Source organism: Syntrophotalea carbinolica DSM 2380 (assembly GCF_000012885.1).
GTDB lineage: Bacteria > Desulfobacterota > Desulfuromonadia > Desulfuromonadales > Syntrophotaleaceae > Syntrophotalea > Syntrophotalea carbinolica.
In genome coordinates this window covers 659,187-683,199 of record NC_007498.2, presented here as the reverse complement: position 1 = coordinate 683,199, position 24,013 = coordinate 659,187, and the positions used below count along the sequence as shown (strand labels likewise).

Annotated in this window: 17 protein-coding genes and 1 riboswitch; of the genes, 11 read left to right on the top strand and 6 right to left on the bottom strand. The window is 57.5% G+C overall.

Going from position 1 to position 24,013, the window contains the following annotated elements; translation table 11 throughout:
• Window positions 1-35: 35 nt before the first annotated feature.
• Both PCAR_RS03535 and PCAR_RS03530 read left to right on the top strand, forming a co-directional pair.
• Complete coding sequence (locus PCAR_RS03535; protein WP_011340258.1) at window positions 36-1,235, top strand: cation:proton antiporter; 1,200 nt, start codon at window positions 36-38, stop codon at window positions 1,233-1,235.
• 21 nt (window positions 1,236-1,256) lie between these two features.
• A complete protein-coding gene (locus PCAR_RS03530) occupies window positions 1,257-1,472 on the top strand; it encodes a lipopolysaccharide assembly protein LapA domain-containing protein (RefSeq protein ID WP_011340257.1) in 216 nt (71 codons plus the stop codon).
• 16 nt (window positions 1,473-1,488) lie between these two features.
• On the opposite strand, the gene PCAR_RS17640 is transcribed toward PCAR_RS03530, so the two are convergent.
• A complete protein-coding gene (locus tag PCAR_RS17640) occupies window positions 1,489-1,941 on the bottom strand; it encodes a c-type cytochrome (protein ID WP_011340256.1) in 453 nt (150 codons plus the stop codon).
• 171 nt (window positions 1,942-2,112) lie between these two features.
• Between PCAR_RS17640 and PCAR_RS03520 the strand changes: the two genes are divergently transcribed.
• Window positions 2,113-3,375 (top strand): acetate kinase, encoded by a 1,263-nt coding sequence (locus PCAR_RS03520; RefSeq protein WP_011340255.1) that lies wholly within the window; start codon window positions 2,113-2,115, stop codon window positions 3,373-3,375.
• A 47-nt stretch (window positions 3,376-3,422) separates the two neighbouring features.
• On the opposite strand, the gene PCAR_RS03515 is transcribed toward PCAR_RS03520, so the two are convergent.
• Window positions 3,423-4,214 (bottom strand): GTP cyclohydrolase, FolE2/MptA family, encoded by a 792-nt coding sequence (locus tag PCAR_RS03515; RefSeq protein ID WP_011340254.1) that lies wholly within the window; start codon window positions 4,212-4,214, stop codon window positions 3,423-3,425.
• A 173-nt stretch (window positions 4,215-4,387) separates the two neighbouring features.
• On the opposite strand from PCAR_RS03515, the gene PCAR_RS03510 reads away from it, so the two are divergent.
• Together PCAR_RS03510 and malQ are read left to right on the top strand one after the other, a co-directional pair.
• Window positions 4,388-4,825: a DUF5661 family protein gene (locus tag PCAR_RS03510; RefSeq protein ID WP_041531237.1), complete on the top strand. Its 438-nt coding sequence runs from the start codon at window positions 4,388-4,390 to the stop codon at window positions 4,823-4,825.
• Between the two features lie 10 nt (window positions 4,826-4,835).
• Window positions 4,836-6,341 carry a 4-alpha-glucanotransferase gene (gene malQ / locus PCAR_RS03505; protein WP_011340252.1) on the top strand — a complete coding sequence of 502 codons (1,506 nt, stop codon included), beginning with the start codon at window positions 4,836-4,838 and terminating at the stop codon, window positions 6,339-6,341.
• A gap of 29 nt (window positions 6,342-6,370) precedes the next feature.
• On the opposite strand, the gene uvrC is transcribed toward malQ, so the two are convergent.
• Entirely contained in the window at window positions 6,371-8,209 is a 1,839-nt protein-coding gene (gene uvrC, locus PCAR_RS03500) for an excinuclease ABC subunit UvrC (protein WP_011340251.1), read from the bottom strand.
• 377 nt (window positions 8,210-8,586) lie between these two features.
• On the opposite strand from uvrC, the gene PCAR_RS03495 reads away from it, so the two are divergent.
• The gene (locus PCAR_RS03495; RefSeq protein WP_011340250.1) at window positions 8,587-9,171 is read left to right on the top strand and encodes an acetate uptake transporter; all 585 of its coding nucleotides are present in this window, start codon (window positions 8,587-8,589) and stop codon (window positions 9,169-9,171) included.
• Between the two features lie 123 nt (window positions 9,172-9,294).
• On the opposite strand, the gene PCAR_RS03490 is transcribed toward PCAR_RS03495, so the two are convergent.
• Both PCAR_RS03490 and PCAR_RS03485 read right to left on the bottom strand, forming a co-directional pair.
• The gene (locus PCAR_RS03490; RefSeq protein ID WP_011340249.1) at window positions 9,295-9,597 is read right to left on the bottom strand and encodes a hypothetical protein; all 303 of its coding nucleotides are present in this window, start codon (window positions 9,595-9,597) and stop codon (window positions 9,295-9,297) included.
• Window positions 9,598-9,724: 127 nt separating this feature from the next.
• A complete protein-coding gene (locus tag PCAR_RS03485; protein WP_011340248.1) occupies window positions 9,725-10,288 on the bottom strand; it encodes an elongation factor P in 564 nt (187 codons plus the stop codon).
• Between the two features lie 177 nt (window positions 10,289-10,465).
• Between PCAR_RS03485 and PCAR_RS03480 the strand changes: the two genes are divergently transcribed.
• The 4 genes from PCAR_RS03480 to PCAR_RS03460 all read left to right on the top strand — a co-directional run bounded on the left by PCAR_RS03480 (window position 10,466) and on the right by PCAR_RS03460 (window position 15,440).
• On the top strand, window positions 10,466-12,391 hold the full coding sequence (locus PCAR_RS03480; protein ID WP_011340247.1) for a GIDE domain-containing protein: 1,926 nt from the start codon (window positions 10,466-10,468) through the stop codon (window positions 12,389-12,391).
• Between the two features lie 26 nt (window positions 12,392-12,417).
• Complete coding sequence (locus PCAR_RS03475; RefSeq protein ID WP_011340246.1) at window positions 12,418-12,987, top strand: LemA family protein; 570 nt, start codon at window positions 12,418-12,420, stop codon at window positions 12,985-12,987.
• Window positions 12,988-13,291: 304 nt separating this feature from the next.
• Complete coding sequence (locus tag PCAR_RS03470; protein WP_011340245.1) at window positions 13,292-14,554, top strand: OmpA family protein; 1,263 nt, start codon at window positions 13,292-13,294, stop codon at window positions 14,552-14,554.
• 124 nt (window positions 14,555-14,678) lie between these two features.
• Window positions 14,679-14,757: riboswitch (cyclic di-GMP riboswitch) on the top strand.
• Window positions 14,758-14,933: 176 nt separating this feature from the next.
• Complete coding sequence (locus PCAR_RS03460) at window positions 14,934-15,440, top strand: chemotaxis protein CheW (RefSeq protein ID WP_245523311.1); 507 nt, start codon at window positions 14,934-14,936, stop codon at window positions 15,438-15,440.
• A gap of 134 nt (window positions 15,441-15,574) precedes the next feature.
• Here the strand turns inward: PCAR_RS03460 and PCAR_RS18985 are convergent, their stop codons facing one another.
• A complete protein-coding gene (locus tag PCAR_RS18985) occupies window positions 15,575-17,605 on the bottom strand; it encodes a methyl-accepting chemotaxis protein (RefSeq protein WP_011340243.1) in 2,031 nt (676 codons plus the stop codon).
• A gap of 471 nt (window positions 17,606-18,076) precedes the next feature.
• Between PCAR_RS18985 and PCAR_RS03450 the strand changes: the two genes are divergently transcribed.
• Complete coding sequence (locus PCAR_RS03450) at window positions 18,077-23,854, top strand: alpha-2-macroglobulin family protein (RefSeq protein ID WP_011340242.1); 5,778 nt, start codon at window positions 18,077-18,079, stop codon at window positions 23,852-23,854.
• The last annotated feature ends 159 nt before the right edge of the window (window positions 23,855-24,013 follow it).

Genomic DNA, 24,013 nt, shown 5'->3' with positions numbered 1-24,013 from the left:
AATGGCCCCCGCTATACTGTGAAATGAGTTTTGCCATGGACACGACTTTGATTATAGGCATTATCCTGCTAGGCGCTTTGGTCGGCGGAGAACTCGCGCATGTCGTCAAACTGCCTAAAATCACCGGATACATTATTGCGGGCATCGCCCTTAACCCGCGCCTTGTGCCGATCATTCCCCGGGATTTTACCGATCACACCGAATTCATTACGAACCTGGCTTTGGCATTCATCACTTTTTCCGTCGGCGGTTCCTTACTTTTTCCGCATCTGAAACGTCTGGGTCGCAGCATCGTCTGGATTGCCGTAGGGGAAGCGCAAACCGCCATGCTGGCCGTCGGCATCGGCATCTTTACCGCCGGATATCTGATGGGTTGGCCGAACCCGCTGCTTATGGCGATGCTTCTGGCCCCCCTGGCTACGCCCACCGATCCGTCGGCAACGCTGGCGGTGGCCCACGAATACCAGGCCCGCGGAGACGTCACCACCACCATCATGGGCGTAGCGGCCCTGGACGACGTGCTGGCGATCCTCAACTTTTCCCTGGCGACAGGCCTTGCCGGACTTTTGTCCGCCGCGCCGGGCACCAATCTCGGCACGTTGCTCTGGCATCCGTCCAGCATGATTCTCACCGGTGTCGGCATCGGCATTGCCGGAGGGTGGGCATTCAACATCCTGACGGAACTTTTCCGCCGGGAGACGGAAGGGGCCTTGATCGTTCTGATCTTTGCGGCGCTGACGCTGGTTTTTGGTACCGTCCGACTCTTCGGCGGCGATGAGTTGCTCGGCACATTGTGCATGGGTGCCATGGTTGCCAACTTCAACCCGCGGCGACAATTGATTTTCAAAATGCTCGAGCGCTATACGGAAGAATTGATCTTTGCCCTGTTTTTCACCCTCAGTGGCATGCTGCTCGATCTCGGGATGCTTGGCACCAGCATAGGCCTGATTTGCGGTTTCGTGGTGTTGCGCGGTCTCGGCAAGTGGCTGGGCAGCCGAACCGGCGCGCTCCTTTCCCGCGCTCCCAAACCGGTTAAACGCCATCTTTTCTGGGCTCTTTTACCCCAGGGCGGCATCGTCATAGGCCTGGCTCTGTTGCTAAAAAACAACCCCGACTTTGCCGGGGTTGCCGATATCGTTATGAGCGTGACCCTTGGAGCCACGGTTATCCATGAAATCATCGGTCCCCTGCTGGCCAGACGGGCGCTACAAAAGGCGGGGGAAATCAAACTCTAGTGCTGCAGCAGGAGGCTTGCCATGAAAAATCTGAAGCTTTACACGTTTATTGTTCTGGCCGTACTGGCCCTGCTCATTATCCTGCAGAACACCGTCGAAGTTCAGGTCAGGATCCTGTATCTGACCATGAATGCACCGCTGGCGGCACTGCTGCTTATGACTCTGCTGGTAGGGTTGGTTCTCGGCATGCTGATCGCCTATCTTGTCGACCGCCGGGCCAGAAAACGCCATTCATGACCGCTACCTCGACAGTTCAGTAAGTCGCAAGGATATGTTCAGCCACCTGGCCGGCCTCTTTGTCCGACAACACCTCCGGCCCGAAGGTCGTCATCCCCGGCCCCGGATTGCGCAAGATGGCTACAATATCCTGCACCGATGTGATGCCGTTTTTCTCCAGAGTCTGGCGATCAAGGGTTTTCTCCGGTGTAATAATGTTGCTGCCGCCAGGGTGGCACACGGCACAGTGTTGCTGAAACAAAACGGCACCGTTGTCCGTGGCGGCTGCCATACTCTTATGATCCATCATGCCCATGTCGTGCCCCATACCATCCGTGCCGGAATCCATCGCATGTTCCATCGGCATGGGCTTGGTGTCCGCCAACGGAGGGGCGTTCGTTTCCTGCGGTTTTTCGCGGTCGCAACCGCCCGCCACCATCAAACCTGCCGCCAGGCATGCCATCACCGTCAAGCCAAGTTTTTTCCGCATGTTGTCCTCCCGGTATTCTTTTTCGCAAATAAGGCCGTCCGATACAGCGAAGTATAGCGCGTCACCATGTTTTCGCATCAAACCGATCGTTGCCGACAAGCGCCTACCATTGCATTTCTCCGAATTGTTGCTAATCATTTAATGACACGTGCAAAACAGCGGGGTGACACCATGTTGATTCTGGCACTGAACTGCGGCAGTTCGTCGGTCAAATACAATCTTTTCGACTGGGCTGGCAAACAGACCCTCGCCAAAGGGGTGGTCGAGAGGGTCATGATCGGCGAATCGTTCATCACCCAGAGTGTACCCGGACGGGAAGATTATCGTCTGGAAAAAGATTGTCCCGACCACACCACCGCCATCCAACTCATCATCCGAACCCTGACCGAAGCCCCCAGCGCGGTTCTGGACAACATCGATGCCATTTCGGCCGTCGGCCACCGCGTGGTGCACGGGGGAGAAAAGTTCACCCGTTCGGTACGTATCGACGAGGAAGTCCTGGCGGCGATTCGCTCGGTGCAGCACCTGGCGCCCCTGCATAACCCACCGAACATTGCCGGCATCGAGGCGGTGCAGAACATTTTGCCCCAGGTAGTCAACATCGCCATTTTCGATACGGCTTTCCACCAGACCATGCCCAGGCACGCTTATATCTATGCCCTGCCGTACGCATGGTACGAACAGTACGGGGTGCGCCGTTACGGATTTCACGGCACCTCCCACCTCTATGTGTCGAAGCGGGCCGCGGCCCTGCTCGGCAAACATGCCCGCGACTGCAACCTGATCACCATGCATATCGGCAACGGCGTCTCCCACTGCGCCATCCGCAACGGTATTTCCATCGATACCAGCATGGGCCTTACGCCGCTGGAAGGCGCCGTGATGGGCACGCGCTGCGGCGACATCGATCCGGCCATCCCGCACTTCATGATGAAAATGGCAGATCTTTCGCCGGATGAGATGGACAGGCTTCTCAACAAAAAAAGCGGCGTACTTGGCATCACAGGCCGCTATACCGACCGGCGCGATATTATCCAGGCAGCAGAATCCGGCGATGAACGCTGCCAACTGAGCCTGGAAATCGAATGTTATCGGCTGCGGAAATACATTGGGGCCTACCTGGCAGCGGTCGGTCCGCTGGATGCCATCGTCTTTACCGCCGGGGTCGGTGAGCATTCGTGGCTCATCCGGCAAATGGCCCTGCAGCACCTTGAGCACCTGGGCATCCATTTCGACAAGCAACGCAACCGCGATCTGGCAAGCGGCCTGGAAGCGGCCATTTCCAGTCCGGACTCCCCGATCAAGGTGTTTGTCATTCCCACCAATGAAGAATTGGTGTTCATCGAAGATGTCGCCGCCATTCTAGACGGAAGCTATGCCGACCACATGGACTTTGCCTACTCTTTCGCCCACCCCGACTACAAGCCGCGTTGATCAACAAGCTCGCAGCCTTCACCTTGGGTAGCAACACGACAGAGCCATCAGATATCCCCCGATTCATAGCCGCTGAAAGGAATCCAGGGACTTTTTTCCAAGCCGACCATGGTCGAGTAGGAGTGCAGCATGCCGTAATTAGCCGACCTGACGGCATACCATTCGATATCCCGGCGGCGCGCCAGTTCCTGTTTGATGGCATCGACCACCACCACACTGTTTCTATCCTCGGCATGAATGCGCTCGATGATATGCTGCTGATCGTCTTCGGTCAGGTAGGAATACAAAGGTGCCAGCCCGTGGCGATCGACCATCTCCACGAGATCCTCGGGATAGATGTCCCGCCGTGCCATAACTTCCAGACTGATGCGACTGAGCTGCCCGAACAGCCCACCGGGCTTTTCCCTGCTCGATCCGGGGTAGGTGGTGACAACCGGCACTTCGATGCGAAAAATAACCGTCGGTTCGCGACTCAGAGCATGCACCCGCAGTTCATAAGCACAACGGTAGCGCACTAGGCACTTCTCCTGCGAAACGGGAGTCGTTTTTTCGATAAAGTAAGGAAAGTCATACGCCACACATACCGAGCGGGCATCGAGTTCATGCAGATAGTCAAGGGCCTGGTCCTGCAGGGCGCCGGCACCGACGACCCCCTGGTGCCGGTGCAGAACCTGAATGAACCGATCGATCCAGCGCGCCTCGAAGGCCTGGACGATCCGGGCATTGACGGTTATATGGGCCACGGTCGCCTGTCCCTGGAGATCCCGCCCGGACAATACCCTGATGGGAAATTGCAGATTGGACATGCCGACATCTTCCATCACACGCTGCTGAGTCATCTTCAGCCTCCTGAAAATGAGTTTCACACTCTCTCCCCGGTGCATTTGTGTTGTATCCGATATATTGAAGGGGCACGTGTCCCCGGGGAGGTGGGAAACCTCGATCTATGGGTTATAATGGTGTCGTGTTGCCGTTGTCGCCGCCAGCCCTTCTCACACCAAAGGATAACACCATGGAACTACCTGTCTATATCACCGAAGAAGAAGTACGAAAAGTCTGCAAAGCGCTGGATATCAGGGACTGGACGCAGCTGGACAAGCCGGTCGTAACGGAAGACGAAGCCGGCATGATTCTGGCCAACACCGATACCGCAGGCATGACGATTCCCCTGGAGGACTTTCGCACCGGACTGGAGGTTGAACTGGAGCACGGCACCATGTACCCGGCAGCCAATGTGACCAACAATCATCCCCTGCTTACCGCACGCATCGTTGTCGCTCACCTGATCGAAACCCTTGACTATTATAAACGTCTGGAAGTGGCGGAACTGGAAGGGGACCTGCACAAGGCGCTGACATCAGGCAAACACCAGAAGGCCGCCGATTATTACCGACGTCTGGTAGCCGCACGCCAGTCTCTGATCGCAGCGGAAAAAACAACCCTGGACTGACGGACCGACCATGACCTTCAAACAACGCGCCAGCGGTATCCTGCTGCATCCCACATCCCTTCCGGGACCTCACGGTATCGGCGATCTGGGCAACGAGGCCTGGCGATTCGTCGACTTTCTTGCCGGTGCAGGACAAAACATCTGGCAGATTCTACCTTTAGGGCCGGCCGGCTACGGGCATTCGCCCTACAGTGCCTTGTCGGCTTTTGCCGGCAATCCCCTGCTTATATCTCTGGAACGGCTGATCGAGGAAGGAGATCTCGAGCCCGAAGATCTGACGGGCGTCGGTCTGGATGAGGGAACGGTGCATTTTGGCTTCGTCGCTCCCTTTAAAAAGCGATTGCTGCACAAAGGCGCCAAACGTTTTCGCGAAGGGGCGACGGAACGGCGCAAAACCGACTTTGATGATTTTTGCCGTGTGCAGGCGGCATGGCTGGAAGATTTTGTCCTGTTTTGCGCCTTGCGCAGCAAATTCAATGACATGCCATGGCAACAATGGCCGCCTCCCTTGCGTTCGAGGCAGCCGGATGCGCTGCAGCAGGTCCGGCAGGAACTGGCCGATGCCCTGCATGTCCACCGCTACGAACAGTTCGTGTTTTTCGAGCAGTGGCTGGCCCTACGTAACTATGCCAACCGGCGCGGCGTGCGGATCCTGGGCGATCTGCCAATTTTTGTAGCCCTCGATTCCGCCGACGTCTGGGCCCACCCCGGGCTTTTTCATCTTGATGCCCAGTTGCAGCCGACGGTGATTGCCGGGGTACCGCCCGACTATTTCAGCGCCACCGGCCAACGCTGGGGCAACCCCCTGTATCGCTGGGAGACCCATCAGAACGATGATTTCACCTGGTGGCAGAGCCGTCTGAACTGGAACTTGCAACAGTGCGATCTGCTTCGCATCGATCATTTCCGCGGCTTTGTCTCCTGCTGGGCCATCCCGGCCGGCGACAAAACCGCCGTCAACGGGCAATGGTGGGAGACTCCCGGCGAGGCCCTTTTCAGCGCGCTGCGTCACAGCCATCCCCACCTGCCTCTGGTAGCCGAGGATCTGGGCGTCATCACCCCCGAAGTCGAACATCTGCGCGACCGACTCGACCTGCCCGGCATGAAAATTCTGCAGTTCGCCTTCGACTCCGGCCCCGACAACCCGTACCTGCCCCACAACCTGCCGAAGCATTGCGTGATCTATACCGGCACCCACGACAACGATACCAGCCTCGGCTGGTGGCAGACGGCAAACACGGAGATCCGTAACGAAACCGCCGCCTATCTCGGCCACCCCATTACCGACATGCCATGGGATCTGATCCACCTGGCCTGGGCCAGCGTTGCGCAGCTTGCCATCTGTCCGTTGCAGGATGTGCTGTCCCTGGGGGGCGAGGCACGCATGAACTATCCCGGCCGCGCCGATGCCAACTGGAGCTGGCGTTACCTGCCGGGGGCGCTCACCTCGGAATTACAGCAACGCCTGGCCGACCTGACCCGCCGCTTCGGTCGAGCCCCCAAAAGATCAGGGTAAAAACCGGGCACCGAGTTCGACGGAGACAATCACGAGGTTTTCCTCTCCTGAAAAGCCGCATGAATCCGTTCCGCCAAAGCGGCCGGCAGGCCGGGCATGGCCCGTAATTCATCGAGACTGGCGGCTTGAACGGCCTTAAGGCTGCCGAAATGCTTCAGCAATGCCTTCCTGCGTTTTTCACCGACCCCCGGAATCTCCTCGAGCACCGAGCCGAGGGTGCTGCGACGGCGTAATTTGCGATGGTGGGTAATGGCAAACCGGTGGGCCTCATCACGCAAACGTTCGAGCATGAACAATGCCGGCGAGCCCTGACGCAAATTAACGGAATTTTTGCGACCGGGCAAAAAGAACCGCTCCTCGCTGCGCTCCACCGCCTTGCCGCGCACATTAGCCATCACCCGGCTTTTGGCGATGCCTGCCACATCGATGCGCCCGGTAAGATTCAGCTCGTCCAGCACGGTACAAACGATGTTCAGCTGCCCCTTGCCGCCATCCATGAGAATGAAATCCGGCAACGATTCTTCGCGCAGACCGCGCTCCAGGCGACGCCGCAACACTTCGTAAAGAGATGCGTAATCGTCGCTGCCCTCGACACTGCGGATGCGAAAATGCCGATAAGCGCCTTTGTCCGGCTCGCCATCGCTAAGCACTGCCATACTGCCGACACTGAAGCGCCCCTGTACGTTGGAGATATCGAAGCATTCGATACGATGGGGGAACCGCGTCAGATGCAGGCGCCTGGCAATTTCCTCCAGCACACCCTGACGCGCCTCGCGCCTGGAGCCCCTTTCCCTGAAGCTTTCCTCGGCATTGCGCGCGGCCAGGGCCACCAGTTTGCGACGGGTGCCACGCAAAGGCGCCAGCACTTGTACTTTTTTACCCCGTTGCTCGCTCAGCCATTCGGCCAGCACTTCGCTCCCTTCCGGCAGAAAAGGCAACAACACCCGGTCCGGGATGCAGACATCGCGGCCGTAAAATCGCTGCAGAAACGTCGACAGCAATTCTTCCTCGTCCAGACGCCATTCGAGATTGTAGCTGCGACGATCGATCACCTTGCCCTCGCGCACGAACAGGATGGCAAGCTCCACCTCTCCCCCTTCGCGATGCAGACCGACAACGTCCTGGTCCCCGCCGCCCGCTTCGACCACCTTCTGCCGCTCGACCGTCTGCTCGATCGCCCGCAACTGGTCGCGCAACCGGGCCGCTTCCTCAAACGCCATGCGCTCGGCCGCGGCGGCCATCTGATGTTGAAGGGACTCCACCACTTCCGATTCCCGCCCCGCCAACAGAGCCAGTGCGCCATCGACCAGGCGCTGGTAATCCTCCGCGCTGATCTTGCCGTGGCAGGGTGCGCTGCACTGCCCGATCTGATAATAGAGACAGGGACGGGAGCGGCTGCGACAGGATTCCCAGGGATGCCTGCGCAACGGAAATATCCGATAAATCTCCTGCAATGTGGCGCGCACCGCCGTCGACGACGCGTAAGGTCCGAAATAGAGAGCACCGTCGCGCCGCACCCGCCGCACCAGCTGCAACATGGGAAATTCCTGCCGCGGGTCGAGACGCAGCGAGAGATACGTCTTATCGTCCCGCAGGTTGATGTTATAGCGGGGCCGGTACTTTTTTATGAGAGTATTTTCGAGGATCAGTGCCTCTTTTTCCGTATCCGTCACGATGGTTTCGATGTCATGTACCCGTTTGAGCAAAAAACGGATCTGCGGACGATTGTCCCCATGTTCGGAAAAATAACTGCGCAAACGACTGCGAAGGTTCTTGGCCTTACCGACATAAAAGACCGTCCCCGCTTCGCCTTTCATCAGATAAACACCGCTGGCGGTGGGATATTTGGCGGCTTCAAAGGTAAACATCGCTGTTCCGTCATCTTAAGAGGTTGAAACTGCAGGCAAACCATACCGTACCGACAATCGCCGGCCCGGCGCCACCTGTAACAAAGGAGAGTAGCAAGCCCGTCCGCCGACGGTCAACCTTTGCCGGGGACATCCGTGGAGCGAACCGTACCGAAACAATTTTCAACCGTACATCAGGTCGTTACAGATTCCTTGAAACAAAAACGTATACCATATTGTAAGCCATTTTAAGACACTGGGGACTTGACTTCGCGCCTCATTCTAAATAATAATTCCGCGATTCGACAAACACGGTTCTACACATAAGACGGAGACCATCATTCGTGCCGGCCCCCGTCGCCGGCAAAACCTATATTTTTCTGGGAGGAAACAAAACAATGGCAGATCAGCTCTCGATCGTCGACAAAACCGCGAATCCCGCACCTCTGGGCCTTATGGGCTTCGGCATGACCACCGTGCTGCTCAACCTGCACAACGCCAACATCATCGGCCTCAGCGCCATGATCCTGACCATGGGCATCTTCTATGGCGGCGCCGCTCAGGTAATCGCCGGCATCATGGAGTGGAAAAAAGGCAACACTTTCGCAACCACCGCATTCACTTCCTACGGCATGTTCTGGTTGACCCTGGTAGGTCTCTGGATTCTGCCCGACATGGGCTTCGGCAAAGCCGTGGCTGTTGACGATGCCGGCCTTACCGCCTATCTGTTCATGTGGGGTTTGTTCACCCTGGTTCTGTTCATCGGCACCTTCAAACTGACCCGCGCCCTGCAGGTGGTCTTCGGCACGCTGACCATCCTGTTCTTCCTGCTCGCTTACGAGCACACCCTCACCGGCGAACTGCGTCACACCATCGGCCACATTGCCGGCTACGAAGGTATCTTCTGCGGCCTCAGCGCCATCTACACCGGCCTGGCTCAGGTCATCAACGAAGTGTACGGCAAAAAACTGTTGCCTCTGTAAGCAGCAGGCTACAAACAGTGTGCAAAAAGGCCGCTCCCCCGGGAGCGGCCTTTTTTATATTGCCTGTAAAAACGATAGTTCCGGGGTAGAGAATATCCCCCCGAAAACCCATGCGCCCATCGGTCAGGGCTGGGTATGGGGCGCCTTTTTGTAGCCGTACACGAATAAGCCCGTCTTTTCGTCCAGCTCGTCGTTGCTATCCATACCGTAATCGTCGACCAGCTTGGCTTTGGCCTCCTGCGCCTCCTGCGGGGTGTACGCTTCGCGACAGAACCAACGATCCTGACCGAACTTGACCAGGTGATCGTCGGCAAGGCGATCACTGGGATCAACAGCTATACCGATATACCAATTTTCCCAGTCCTCACCCTGGCTGATAACGTATTCGCGAAATTCCCGGACTACGCGAAACACGGAAACAGGCATAACATCCTCCTCTTGTCATGGTTGCATGTAAAACCCGATCGACCGCAAAGCAAACGAATAACAAGCATGCGTCTCATGCCTTTACCCTGCAGCCTCTACGGCGAATTTCGACTATTTCGAAAGGCCATCAAGCCCTGGAGATAAAACGGCACTCGCGGGTATCGACCTTGATGCGTTCGCCGGATTCCAGATACGGGGGCACCTGCAGACGCAGACCGGTCTCCAGAACCGCTTCTTTGGTCTGGGCGGTGGCCGTGGCGTTTTTCAGGGCCGGCGCGGTTTCGACCACGGTCAATTCCACCGTCTGGGGCAGATCGATACTGACCACCTGTCCCTGGAACACGCCCATCTGCAGCTCCATGCCGTCGACCAGGTAACCGCGGATATCTTCGTACATATCCCCGCCGAGCTCATACTGATCGTAACTTTCAAGGTCCATAAATACGCCCTGCTCGTCGATGGCATACAAAAACTGGCCCTTGCGCCGCTCAAAATCGGCATCTTCGATGCGCTCGCCCCCCTTGAAGGCCTTCTCGAGCACCTGACCGGTCAGCAGATTCCGGTACTTGGTTTTGATCAAGGTACTGCCGCCCCGGGCCGAGGGAGTCTGGGTGTTCACATCGAGCACCAGACAGGGGGCATTGTCGATCTGGATCACCAGATTACGTTTTAAATCCGCGGTTGTAGCCATAAATTGTTCTCCTGGGATGTAGTAAAATTCGCGCTGCAAGACTAGCACAAACCGGGCCACCAAGACAATTCCTCCGACCCCGTATGAAACGGTTTGACGCAAAGTCCTTGATCCCCCACAAGAGCTCACGGTATAAAAGGTGCTCGCCGAATCACAACCGCAGCGAAAGATTTTTTTATGTCTCAGTCCGACCCCACATACCAGCTCATCGCCCGCAGCGTCGCCGCCGACCACCAGGGGCTTGCGGAACTCCGCCCGCTGCTGGCGCGCAAGTTTGATCTCGATGGTTATATCCTGCGGCAACGCCTTATCGGACGCGGATGCAACTGCATTGCCGAAGGCAAACGGGAGCGATTGACGAACATCGCAGACTTGTTGGCGGAGCAGAATATCCGTAGCTGGATTATCGAAGCCAAAACACCGCGCTTTGCACCGCAGAGATTGCGGAGCGTACGCCTGGGCGACGAACAACTTGCCCTGGTAACCGGCGAAGGGACGGTAAACCTCACCGCCGAGCATCGGGTGCTGGCGGTGCTCGCCGACCTTTCCGGTCAGGCTGCCGCCAAAAACCTTAAATTTCACATGGCCCAACGCGTCTATAACGGTGTGCGCGAAACCCGCCCGTTAGGCGATGCGGAACTGGCCAAGGCGACTTTGCGCGGCAAACCGGTACTCGATGTGTACCGTTTCAATGACCAGGGCGAAGTCGACGCTGCGGTCCGCATCCTACCGGGGCGGTTCGACCCGCGTGGACTGGGCGACCTTGCCACCCTCAGCTCTGTCGGCAACCTGAAGGTCCTTTTGCAGCAGATTCGCCGGCAGGTCGCTTCTTGCCGACTGCAACTCGATTTTGGTCTTGCCAACCTGCCCGGGTGTCGCCTCAAAACCGACGAAGACGGCCCGAACTGGCAACGCGACAACCTGGCCGCCCTGACCCGTTTTGGCTGGCTGATGACCGAACTGGACGAATCCGGTTCTGTCTCCCCAGCCTCTGCAATGTCCGCCGGTACGGTAGCCCATCCTTTGCTGGAGATGCTGCGAAAAGAGCTTGGGGAGGAAGCACCTGCTGCTACCGCCCCCTCGCAACCCGCCCCCAGCGTCAGCCTGCCGCCGCCTCCGCCACAAACGGGAGCGCAACGCACGGCCAGCCCGCAACTGACCCTGGGCATTGCCGTGGCGGTGGGCTTCGGCCTGTTGACCGCTACCGGCACTAACGCGGTGGTTTCCACCTTACGCGCCGGCATAAGAACCGCTATTCTGCCGGCACTGCTGACCGGCCTCTGCTTCTGGGGCGCCCTCCACTTCTGGCGTCTGAAGCGACATGTGGAAAACACCCCGACAAGCAAGGCCCGTTCTCTGTCCATGGGACTGGTGGAATTGCAAGGCCGGGCCACCAGAAAATTCGCACTGGTATCGCCGTTAAGTCAGTTGCCCTGCATTTTTTACCGGCTCCGCAAATACCGACGCGACAGCAAGAACAACTGGCGGCTTACGAGTACCACGGACAGTGGCCACGTGCCTTTTTATCTGGAGGACGACACCGGCAGAGTCACCATCGATCCGTGCGGCGCATCCGTCACCGCCCGTCACCGCCAGGAATCCTACGGCGGCCGTTCCAACACCATGTTCGGCAGCGTTGGCGGCAGCAGCAGTGAAAAATGGATCGAAGAGATGGTCACCGAAGGTACGCAGCTGTATATTCTCGGCCAGGCCCGTGAAAACAAACGCAGGGACGCCTCTCTGCGAGCGCGGGTCACCCGTGCGCTGCAGGAACTCAAACGCAATCCGGACGCGTTGCAGCAGTACGACCGCGATGGCGACGGCCGCATTTGCGAAACGGAATGGGAACATGCACGCAACAACATCGAACAGCAGGTACTGCAGGACAGCCTCGCCGGCGATCACACCCGGGTAACACAAAGCGATCGGGTGATTGTCGGCCGGCCCCGTCAAAGATCGATTCCTTTCGTCATCGCCGAGGCCGAATCGGAACGACACCTGGTTCGCAATTATATCTTGCTGACCCTGCCTTTGTTTGCCGGATCGCTTGGCGGTCTGGTCTGGACCTTAATGACGCTGATAAATTTTTTGCAGCCGCAGTGATATGATCTGCTGGCAAGGAGGACACAATGCTTTTTCTTGTTTTTCTGGGAGTTCTGGCGCTGGTGCTGCTGATTGTGGCCGGATACATCATCACCATCTACAACGCCCTGGTAAGCCTTAGAAACAATATCGACCGCGCCTGGAGCAACATCGACATATTGCTCAAGCAACGTTTCGACGAACTGCCGAAGCTCATCAAGGTCTGTGAAGGATACATGCAGCACGAGCAAAAGACCCTTGAGGCGGTCATCAAAGCCCGGTCCATGGTGCAGAATGCCCGAGGCACCAAGGAAAAGCTTGACGCGCAGAACATGCTGAGCGACACCCTGCGCTCGCTGTTCATGGTGGTGGAACGCTATCCGGACCTCAAAGCCGACACGATGTTCCGCAACCTCGGCAACCGTATTACGGAAATCGAAGACCAGATCGCCGATCGCCGCGAATTTTTCAACGACTCGGTGAATCTGTACAACATCCGCATCGAACAATTTCCCGATGTCCTTATCGCAAGCACATTCAGCTTCCGCCGACGTTCTCTGTGGAAGATCAACCCCGCACACCGCCAGGATGTGGAAGTATCCTTCCAGCATATGTAATTTTCTCCTGCAGATACTTTCCGAAACCCGGCACCCCTTGCCGGGTTTTTTTATGCCTGATCATCTCTGGACGAACCCTTTAAAAGTGATAGCATAAAAAAATATACATAAAATCAACGGTCCTGGATATCCACCCATGCCGGCGTATATCACTGGCACACCACCCAAGGCGTCAAACTTTTGAATGTTAAAATAGCAATATTATAACTCTTGAAGAATATCACCTGAAGTGCTATCATCGCCAAAACATTACTAATACGGTACGCATTTATTCCACCCATGAAATTTACCACGGAGGTACCCCATGAAACTCGCACGATTTCTTGCAGCTGCGCTCGTCCTGACGTGCAGTGCCATCCCCGTCATGTCTCACGCCGAAATCAAAACCGGCGTCCTTACCCTGTCTCCCATGATCGGCGGCATCACCATGGAAGGTGACCAGCCCGTCGACAGCGAAGGACTCGCCTACAGCCTCGGCCTCGGCTACAACTTCACCCAACAATTGGGATTGGAAGCGGTTGTGGGTGGCGCCAATCTGGAAGAAGAAGGCAGCGGCGACGATGTCGATTTCTGGAATTATCGCCTCGACGGTCTGTATCGTTTCATGCCCGAGAACAAACTGGTTCCTTATCTGGCCGCCGGTGTCGGGGGATACAGTCTCGATGGAGACGATGAGTTTATGACCAACTACGGAGCCGGACTGCTCTATTTCTTGGGCGAAAACGTCGCTCTGCGCGCCGATGTGCGCCACATGATCGGCTTCAACGAAAGCAACCTGGAAAACAATATTATCTATACGGCCGGCTTCCAGTTTCAATTTGCCGGAACCGAACAGCCCGTTAAAAAAGAGCCCGTGGACAGCGACGGCGATGGCGTCACCGATGACCTCGACCAGTGCCCCGATACTCCCAAAGGCGCTCCCGTCGATGCCAAGGGCTGCCCCCTGGATACCGACGGCGACGGTGTTTTCGACTATCTCGACCAGTGCCCCGATACTCCCAAAGGCGCTCCCGTCGATGCCAAGGGCTGCCCCCTGGATACTGACGGCGACGGTGTCTTCGACTACCTCGACCAGTGCCCCGATACTCCCAAAGGCGCTCCCGTCGATGCCAAGGGCTGCCCCCTGGATACCGACGGTGACGGCGTCTTCGACTACCTCGACCAGTGCCCCGACACCCCCAAAGGCATGAATGTCGATGAAAAAGGTTGCGATCTCAAACTCACGCTGCGGATCAATTTCGACTTTGATCAGGCTGTTATCAAACCCGAATTCAAAGGGGAACTCGACAAGGCCGCAGCTTTTGTCCGGGCCAACGCCAACGTCCCATTCATCCTGCTGGCCGGACATACCGACAGCAAGGGCCGCGACACCTACAACCAGCGGCTCTCCGAAAAACGGGCCGAGGCGGTTCGCCAGGCTCTCATCGACAATTACGGCCTGGATGCCGCCAAGCTTAAGTCGCGAGGTTACGGCGAGGCCCAACCTGTCGCCACCAACGATACCGAAGAAGGGCGCTACCTGAACCGCCGGGTAGAACTCATCTGCTGCGTCGTACTGCCTGAATAAGCAGATCCGCGATTCAAAAAAACAGGGCCGATGCTGTCGGCCCTGTTTTTTTATTTTGTTTTATTGACCTTGCCGGCCGATATATGGCACAAAGGAGAAGATCTTATACGGATCACATAAAGTTTTCCGAAAATAGCAAACTCGGGGTAACTCGGGGACGCAAAGCCATGGACCCGTTGCAGGCGGGCCGCCAGGCTACCGAAGAAATCGATGCCTTTCAGACACGACACCGCCTTGCGGCCGGTTTCATGTCTCCATCCGCCTTCGGTTTGCAAGGTGGATTTTTTTATTTCAATCGACATATGCATTCTGAGGATTCGAGCCCCAAAGATATTGCTACACCATCGCATTTATCCTGGAGGAGAAAACAGTGGAAGCCATGCCTAACAGCCAAAGCACAGCCAAACAGATGTCGCAAGCTTCGATCAACAGTGGCCTTGAAACCGCCGTCGAGTCAGAAGATACCATGAAGGATAAATTCCTCACTTTCTGGATTGCCGATGAGGAATACGGTATGGGTATCGAGCATGTCATCGAAATCATAGGCGTGCAGAAGATTACCAAAGTACCCGACATGCCACACTTCATCAAAGGCGTGATCAATCTGCGCGGTCGGGTTATTCCGGTCGTCGACGTACGCATCCGCTTCGGACTATCCGAACGTGAATACGACGAACGTACCTGCATCGTCGTCATTCAAGTCAACGATCAGACCACCGGCATGATTGTCGACCGTGTCAACGAAGTATCCAACATTCCGCAGGACAAGATCGAAAAATCCCATTCCGGGGATATGGCCGCCACCGACAGTTATATTCTGGGTATCGGCAAAACCGGCGATTCGGTGAAAATCCTCCTGGATATGGACAAATTCATGCGCCATTAATAACAATCGTCGAAAAATGGGGAGGGCTGACACTCCGGCCCGCCCCTTGTACAAAAACGCCGTCCACCTCTGCCAGGCAGAAGGGACGGCGTTTTTTATGGTGCAACCTGTTCTATGCCGAACATCGACAAACGTCAGGCAGGCGGCAGCGCCAGCTTTTGCTGAGCCTCGATTGAAATGTCCTTTTGTCCGGCCGCAGAACGCCGGGAGGCTTGCGCGCTCGCCAGGGTAAAACGTGCCAGCACATGCTGCAAACGCTCGGCCTGTCCGGTAAGCTCCTGGGCGGCAGCCGCACTCTCCTCGGCATTGGCCGTATTCTGCTGGGTCACGCCGTCAATCTGCCCCAAGCCCATGTTGACCTGGTTAAAACCCTGAGCCTGCTCGTTGGACGCCATGGAAATCTCGGCGACCAGATCCGATACCTTGGTGGCACCATCGACAATGGTCTGCAAAGACGCGGAGGTCTTATCGGCCAGCTCTGTGCCATTTCGCGTCTTGGCCACCGAATTTTCAATAAGTTCTGCCGTCTCCTTGGCTGCCTTGGCACTGCGCGCCGCCAGAGTCCGAACCTCCTCGGCTACGACAGCGAAGCCTTTGCCGTGCTGGCCGGCGCGCGCCGCTTCGACGGCCGCATTGAGGGCCAGCAGGTTGGTCTGAAAGGCTATTTCGTCGATCACCTTGATAATTTTCGAAATATCTTCGCTCGATGCGTTAATATCCCAGATGGCTGCAAGCATCTTTTCCATCAGTTCGGCGCCCTGCGTGGCACCGCCATGTGCCTCTTTGGAAAGTTCATTGGCTTGCTCGGCATTTTCGGCATTGAGGCGGGTCTGAGAGGCCATCTCGGTCATGGAAGCGGTGATTTCCTCCATGGAAGCGGCGGCTTCGGTAGCACTCTGCGACAGGGATTGGCTCGAGTCCGATACCTGAGCTGCGCAACTGGCGATATATTCCCCGGCAACGTTGACCTCCCCGAGCACCTCATTAAGATTGGCGGTCATACCCTGCAAGGCCTTGCCGAGCTGATCCTTGTCCGAAGCCAACGAAACTTCCACCGCCAGATTCCCCTGCGCGATCTGATCGGCAAGTCGTGCCTTTTCCTGCAGACTGTCGGCCATGGTATCGAGAGCCTGCCCCAACTGCCCGATTTCATCCTGTCGGGCAAGATGCAGCCGCTCCGACAGATCTCCCAGACTGATGGTTTCGGCGAAATGAGCCCCCAGACGCACGGCGTTAACAATCGGCCGCACGATTAAAAAGACCACCCCGATCAGTACCCCCAGCAGAATGAGAGCGACAAGAATACTCTGATTGCGAATACCGTCGATGGCGGAAAAAACATCATGGTTTTCTGCGCAAGCCGCCACAATCCAGCCGGTTGAAGGAACCTGGTCGTAAGCAAGCAGCTTGTCGATACCTTCCCACTGGTAGAAGGTGAAGCCTCTCTTTTTGCCTAATACCTCCTGTCCCCAATCGTAACCGGCAACATTGACGTTGAGAATATTGCTACCGTTGGGATGGGCAATGAAACGCCCCTGGCCATCAAGCACGTAAACATAACCGCGCTGCCCGATTTTGACCGGCTTGATGTATTGATCGGTAAACTGTAAAAGATCCAGCACACCGATAATCACCCCCGCAACCCGGGTGCCGTCATGCACCGGTACTGCGATAACAAAAATCGGGTTGTTGGTCACCTTGCTGCGCAATACCTCGGAAACAATTGTCTTGCCCGCAAGACTTTGCTTAAAATAGTCTCGCTGGCTGATATCGAGTTTGCCGACAGCGGCCGGATCGGAGGATGCCACCACCCGGCCATCTATACCGGCCACATGAAATCCTTCGTAACCACCGTACTCCTTGAGCATTGTCTCGAGATCTTTACCCGCGTCCAGGGTTGCCAATTGCTGATCCTCACCCTCGGCCTGCAATGCTCTGCGCATAACATCGCGTTGAGAACAGATCTCGATATCATGAATCAAGCCGTCGATCCAGCCTTCAAACTGGCCGGCCAAGCCCCGTGTCAACTCGGTTAACTGGCCGTTAATCGTCGTCTCCAGGGCCGCTTTTGACGATCGGTAATTCAAGAACCCGGACAATGCCAGCCCGACCACAACGACAATAATGGTCGGCAATAAAATTTTCCCTCGCAAATTTAATGTCATACTTTCCTCCAAAGCCAAAACGTATTAGTTTCATCAACAACGATTATGCTAAACGGATATGGTTCTTCTGAAATCGAACACAGCTTTGCTCGTTACAAAGGCAAGGCACCAGCGTTTTTCGGTATACGGTAAAATTAAACAAATAGAATATGTATACAATAATTAGTAAAGAATTATTTGTCGGGGAATATACTGATCACGATAAGGAATGTAAATAAAAAAATCTTTTTATTGCTCGGATAGTTAAGGCTTTTACTAGTCATAACTTGACAAGTCTCTACGGTTTATTTGTTCGCCTTCATTCTATATAGACACTTGCGATACCCCTGTTAACGAAACGGTACGCATGATATATTTGGGTGCCATTATGAAAAACACTTGATCCTGAGGGATTTAGCCGGAGGTATGCGGAAAGGAAACGCTTCGCAACATCTCTGCACACCAACACCGTGTTCGCCAAAGGATGAGAAGATGAAGAGACTGCTCCGCGCCGTCAGATTGGGGATAAATAAACTTGCCGGATCGTTTTCCTGGACGCCGCCGCCCTGGGCCGCAGCGTTGCAACGCACACGCAAGCAAAGCCCTAAACGATTCTGGAGCGGCCTGGGATTGCTGGCGTTGCTGGCTTTCGCCGTCGTGGCTGGCTACGGCTACTATCGGCACCTGCCCAGGCCTCTGCTGTTGACGGCCGACATCGAGGCTCCGGGCATCACCCCCAACGACGAAACCCTGCAGCCTGATGCCCTGCGCGTCAGCTTTCGTTACAATACCCAGCGGCTGCAGCCGGAACAACAGATACCCGAGATCATGCCATCGGTGGCGCGCCTCGACCTGGTGGATCAACGCATCGAAACCGGCATCCGCCTGAAGCCTGCCATAAGTGGTACGTGGAGTTGGGAGGGGGACCGCACCCTGATATTTGTCCCCGACCGGGAATGGCAGGCCGGTACCCGCTACCGTTTGCGCTTCGACAAACAGCTGTTTTCCCCGGAATCCCGTTTCAGCAGCCTGGACTATACCTTTGACACTCCGGCTTTTGATGTCGACCTCGACAATCTGGAGTTTTACCAGGATCCGCGAAATCGTAAAATCCGCCAGGCCGTTGCGACCCTGCGTTTTTCCCATCCGGTCGATGCCCAAAGCCTGGAAAAACACCTGGCCCTGAGCATGCATCCCTCCGACAAGGACAGCAAGGCCAGCCCTCAAAAAGTCGGGTTCACTCTCAGCTACGACAAGAACCAGCGCGAAGCCTATGTCCACAGTATGCCGCTGCAACTGCCGGAGCATAGCAACTACCTGCGGCTGTCTCTACAGGCCGGTATCGCCCCGGCCATCGGCGGGGAGCCATCCACGCGGCAACTCGCCAAGGAGTTACTGATACCCGACCGACTGAGTTTTCTGAAAGTGGAAGAGGCCGAGGCAATTATCGTCCGTACCTCGACCAATGAACCGCAGCAGGTTCTCAGACTCCGCTTCACCGACGATATCACCGAGGCCGAGCTTAAGGACAAGCTGCAGGCCTGGCTGCTGCCGCCGCGCAACCCGCAGCGAAACAGTTCCCGCTGGCGCAGCCCCCGGGAGGTCACTTCCGCGATTCTGGCCCAGGCCACCCCTGTGCCCCTGGTGCCCCTCGAGACGGAGCACGGCTTTTCCAGGGAATTTCACCTGCCCCTGGATGCACCGCCGGGAGGTACTCTTTATCTTCGCCTCAAACCGGGGCTGACCTCTTTGGGCGGCTTCGTGCATGCCTCGTTCTACGACACCCTGTTGAGGGCGCCGACATACCCGAAGGAGCTCCAGATCGCCGCCGACGGAGCGCTGCTCTCCCTGGCCGGATCCCACCGATTGGGGCTCATGACCCGCGGCCTGGACGCCTTCCAGGTCCGCATCGGCAAACTGCTGCCGGGCCAGTTGCAGCATCTGATCAGTCAGACGTACGGCGATTTAAGCGACCCGGACTTTGCCAGCTACCGGTTTGACGAAGACAATATCGTCGAATATGCGCAGCAGATCATCGATCTGAAACAGCTCCCGCCCCAACAGGCCAACTACGCCTCCGTCGACCTCAGCGCCTACCTGCCATCCGACAGGGATCGCTGCGGACTGTTCTTTGTGGAACTCTGCGGCTGGGACAAAACCCGTAAGCGCAAAATGAGCTGGGTCAGCGACAAACGCCTGATCCTGGTGACCGACTTCGGCCTGCTGGTCAAGGACAATGCCGACCGGAGTCACGACGTCTTCGTCCGATCTTTCGGCAACGGGCAACCGGTGGCCGGCGCCAGGGTCACTCTGCAGGGGCGCAACGGCCTGCCGCTACTGACCCGCACCACCGACGCCGAGGGACATGTAAAGTTTCCGAGCACCAAGGGGTTCAGGAACGAGCAGCAGCCGACCGCCTATGTGGTCACAACTGCCGACGACATGGCCTTTATCCCCTTTGAACGCCGGACCCGGCAACTGAATTTCTCCCGTTTCGAAGTCGGCGGCGTTCGCGACCGGCAACGCAACGGGCAGAGCCTGGGGGCTTTCCTGTTCAGTGACCGCGGCCTGTACCGTCCGGGAGAGCAGGTCGCCATCGGCTGTATCGTCAAAGCGCAGCCGCTGAACAATATTGAAGGGATCCCCCTGGAAATCGCCATCCGCAACCCACGCGGCACCGAGGTTGCCAGCAAGCGCCTCAAGCTGCCGGCCAAGGGCTTCTTCGACTATCCCTATGCCACGCAAGCTGCCTCGGAAACCGGCACCTATCAAGTGGCCCTCTATCTGGTGCGCGACAACAACCACCGGGGCCGCATGATCGGCCTGGACCAATTCCGCGTCGAGGAATTCCAACCCGACACCCTGAAAATCCGGAGTACGCTGCTCGGCATCGAGGAGCGTGGATGGAGTACCGCAACCCGGCTCACGGCCCGCGTGGGCCTGCGCAACCTGTTCGGCACGCCGGCCCAGGGGCGCAAAGTAACGGCTTTCATGAACGTGCGCAGTGCGCGTTTCAGCTTCAAGGAATATCCCGAGTTCAGCTTTGCCGATCCCTGGTACGATCCGGACAAGCAACCGCTTCAGATCAGCGAAGAACTGAACGTTCAAACCACCGATGAACAAGGCCAAGCCGAATTCACCTTGCCGCTGGAGCGTTTCAACGCCGGAACCTACCTGCTGACCCTGACCACCGAAGGATTCGAACCCGGTGGCGGGCGTAGCGTCACGGCGCGCAACAGCGTGCTGCTATCCCCTCTCAAGACCCTCATCGGCACCAAAAGCGACGGCAAGCTGGACTACATCCACAAGGATGCCGAACGCGTTATCGACCTCCTTGCCATCGGCACCGATCTACAACCCCGCGCCGTGGAAGGACTGCGGGCGCGACTCGCGGAAATCCGCAGCATCTCGACCCTGGTGCAACAGCCCGACGGCACCTACGCCTACCAGTCGATGGAAAAGGAGCAGGAGCTGCACATACAGGACTTTGCCATAGACGCCAGCGGTAGCCGTTACCGACTGCCCACCGACCGCCCCGGCACCTACGTGTGGGAGATTCTCGATGCGCAGGGCCTGAAACTGGCACGGGTGCGCTTTACCGTAGTCGGTCACGGCAACCTGCTGGGACAACGGGAAAAGAACGCCGAACTCGATCTCAAACTCGACCGCAACGACTATAAGGCCGGCGACACCATCGAAATGAACATCACCGCCCCTTATACCGGCAGCGGTCTGATCACCATCGAAAGCCACCGGGTGCACACCTGGAAATGGTTCAGCGCCGACACAACCAGCAGCATGCAGACCATCACCATCCCCAAAGACCTGGAGGGCAACGCCTATGTCAACGTCGCCTTCGTGCGCGCCGCCGACTCCCGGGAGATTTTCACCAGTCCCTTGAGCTACGCCGTGGCGCCTTTCACCATCGATCGCGGCAAGCGCACCCTTGATGTGCAGCTGGATGTGGCGTCCAAAGCGCGGCCCGGGGATCGCATGGAAATCAACTACAGCACATCCCGCCCTTCGCGTATCGCCGTGTTTGCGGTCAACGAGGGCATTCTGCAGGTGGCAAAATATAAAACGCCGCAACCCCTCGATCACTTTCTGCGCAAACGTGCCCTGCAGGTCGATACCCTGCAGATGCTCGATCTACTGCTGCCGGAATTCGATCTGATCCGCCGGCTTTCCGCCAGCGGCGGCGGCATGGCCGACGAAAGCATGCGCAAAGCGCTGGCCGCCAACCTCAACCCCTTCGCTCGAGCCCTGGACAAACCGGCGGTTTTCTGGTCAGGCATTCTCGATGCCGATAGCCAGAAACGCAGCGTAAGCTTCACGGTGCCCGATACCTTTGCCGGCACCCTGCGTATCATGGCCGTGGCGGTGGCCGAAGAGGCCATCGGCGTGGCGGAAGAATCCAGCCTGGTACGAGGCCCCTTCGTCATCACGCCCAGTCTGCCGACCCAGGCGGCTCCCGGAGACAGTTTCCGCACCTCGGCCAGCATCAGCAACATCCTCGAAGGCTCGGGCAAGAACGCCCCGGTCAGCGTACGCCTGGAAGCTTCCGAACAACTGGACATCATCGGCGATAAAGAACAACGGCTGACCATCAGCGAAGGCAGCGAAAAGACTCTTCACTTCCAGCTGCGCGCCAAGGACAAACTAGGCGCGGCCCAAGTGCGCTTCATCGTCACCTCGGGCAAGGAGCAGGCCACGCGCCGCGCAACCCTCAGCATCCGTCCGGCACTGCCCTACACCACCACCCTGAGCAGCGGCTACAGCAAAAATGGCAAGGCCCAGCTGAAGGTGCCGCGCAGCTTATACGCCGATCTGGCCGAACAGCGGGTAGCGGCATCAAGCAGCCCACTGGTTCTCATCGACGGCCTGTCGTCCTACCTGGAACACTTTCCCCACGGCTGCACCGAACAGGTTGTCAGCCAGGTTTTCCCGCTGGTCGGACTGATGAGCCATCCGGCCTTTGCGCCACACAGCAAAGACAACCGACAGCGCTTCGCCACGCTCATCGCCAGGCTGCGCGAGCGGCAACTGGCCAACGGCGGTTTCTGTTTCTGGCCCGGCGGCAGCGAGGTGGCGGAATTCCCCAGCGTCTACGTCATGCATTTTCTCCTCGAGGTCCGCGCTCTCGGCTACGCCGTACCCGAGGACCTCATGACCCGCGGCCGCGACTACCTGCGCGACTATGTCGGCAACCAGCCGGCCGATCTGGAACAGGCACGGGTGCGTGCCTACGCCATCTATCTGCTGACCCGCATGGGCGAGGTGACCACCAACCACCTGATCAACCTGCAGACCTGGCTGGACAAACACCAGCCGAAAATCTGGCGGCAGGATCTGGCGGCAGCTTATATGGCATCCGCCTACGGGCTGCTTCACATGCAGGATGATGCCAGGGCGCTGATCAGCCACTACCCCCTCGGCGCCAAGGACAGCGGTAAAGACGGTATCTTCCATTCGGCATTGACCCGCGACGCCCAGTTCGTTTACCTGCTGGCGAAGCATTTCCCGAACCGGGCGGCAAAGCTCGACGGCGAGGCATTGCTGCGATTTGTCGAACCGGTATTCCGCGGCCGCTACAACACCATTTCCGCCGCCTATACCATCCTGGCGCTGGGCGCTTACGGCCAACTGCAAACCTCGCCGCTGCGGGAGGAGGCCATCCGCATTACCGCCGTAGATCGCAATAAAGGCGAACATCCGTTGGCGATCGAGCAGCAACCCTTACCCCAAGCGGCCTTCGGCACGGATACCGCCAAGCTGCTGGTAGCCGCCGACAAGGCGCTGTTCCACCTGCTGTCCCAGGCCGGGTTCGACCGCGAGATGCCGACGACCCCGGTGCGCGACAAGCTGGAAATCACCCGCGAGTACCTGAATGGCAACGGCAAGCCGGTTACCGAGCTGCAACAGGGCCAGGAAGTCACCGTGCGCCTGCGGGTGCGGGCGCTGAACGAACCGGTTTCCAACGTGGCGGTCATTGACCTGCTGCCGGGCGGCTTCGAGGTGCTGCGCGATTCGGTGCCGCGCACCGCCGTCGGCTGGCGGGCCGACTATGTCGATGTACGCGAAGACCGGGTGGTCTTTTACGGCCGCTTCGATACCACGGCACGGGAACTCAGCTACCGGGCCAAGGTCACCAGCGCCGGCCAGTTCGTCATCCCGCCGCCCTTTGCCGAAGCCATGTACGATCGGGCGGTACGCGCCTCCGGTGTGTCAGGGACATTCAACGTCACGCCGTCGGACTCCGGCGGTTCTTGATGTGTCAAAGCCGGGCTCTCGTAACGGCGCAATGGGAAGCAAAACCTGAAATTCAACGGCTTACCTCACGCCCGTTCGCTGCGCTCACTCAAGACGCAAAGGCGCAAAGGATTTTCTCTTTACTACCAAAGGATTTATGATTCTGAAGTGCTTTACTTG

Bases quoted from the DNA above. Each gene is read 5' to 3' on its own strand.
- PCAR_RS03535 (WP_011340258.1), top strand. From the start codon at position 36: ATGGACACGACTTTGATTATAGGCATTATCCTGCTAGGCGCTTTGGTC.
- PCAR_RS03530 (WP_011340257.1), top strand. From the start codon at position 1,257: ATGAAAAATCTGAAGCTTTACACGTTTATTGTTCTGGCCGTACTGGCC.
- PCAR_RS17640 (WP_011340256.1), bottom strand. From the start codon at position 1,941: ATGCGGAAAAAACTTGGCTTGACGGTGATGGCATGCCTGGCGGCAGGT.
- PCAR_RS03520 (WP_011340255.1), top strand. From the start codon at position 2,113: ATGTTGATTCTGGCACTGAACTGCGGCAGTTCGTCGGTCAAATACAAT.
- PCAR_RS03515 (WP_011340254.1), bottom strand. From the start codon at position 4,214: ATGACTCAGCAGCGTGTGATGGAAGATGTCGGCATGTCCAATCTGCAA.
- PCAR_RS03510 (WP_041531237.1), top strand. From the start codon at position 4,388: ATGGAACTACCTGTCTATATCACCGAAGAAGAAGTACGAAAAGTCTGC.
- malQ (WP_011340252.1), top strand. From the start codon at position 4,836: ATGACCTTCAAACAACGCGCCAGCGGTATCCTGCTGCATCCCACATCC.
- uvrC (WP_011340251.1), bottom strand. From the start codon at position 8,209: ATGTTTACCTTTGAAGCCGCCAAATATCCCACCGCCAGCGGTGTTTAT.
- PCAR_RS03495 (WP_011340250.1), top strand. From the start codon at position 8,587: ATGGCAGATCAGCTCTCGATCGTCGACAAAACCGCGAATCCCGCACCT.
- PCAR_RS03490 (WP_011340249.1), bottom strand. From the start codon at position 9,597: ATGCCTGTTTCCGTGTTTCGCGTAGTCCGGGAATTTCGCGAATACGTT.
- PCAR_RS03485 (WP_011340248.1), bottom strand. From the start codon at position 10,288: ATGGCTACAACCGCGGATTTAAAACGTAATCTGGTGATCCAGATCGAC.
- PCAR_RS03480 (WP_011340247.1), top strand. From the start codon at position 10,466: ATGTCTCAGTCCGACCCCACATACCAGCTCATCGCCCGCAGCGTCGCC.
- PCAR_RS03475 (WP_011340246.1), top strand. From the start codon at position 12,418: ATGCTTTTTCTTGTTTTTCTGGGAGTTCTGGCGCTGGTGCTGCTGATT.
- PCAR_RS03470 (WP_011340245.1), top strand. From the start codon at position 13,292: ATGAAACTCGCACGATTTCTTGCAGCTGCGCTCGTCCTGACGTGCAGT.
- PCAR_RS03460 (WP_245523311.1), top strand. From the start codon at position 14,934: ATGCCTAACAGCCAAAGCACAGCCAAACAGATGTCGCAAGCTTCGATC.
- PCAR_RS18985 (WP_011340243.1), bottom strand. From the start codon at position 17,605: ATGACATTAAATTTGCGAGGGAAAATTTTATTGCCGACCATTATTGTC.
- PCAR_RS03450 (WP_011340242.1), top strand. From the start codon at position 18,077: ATGAAGAGACTGCTCCGCGCCGTCAGATTGGGGATAAATAAACTTGCC.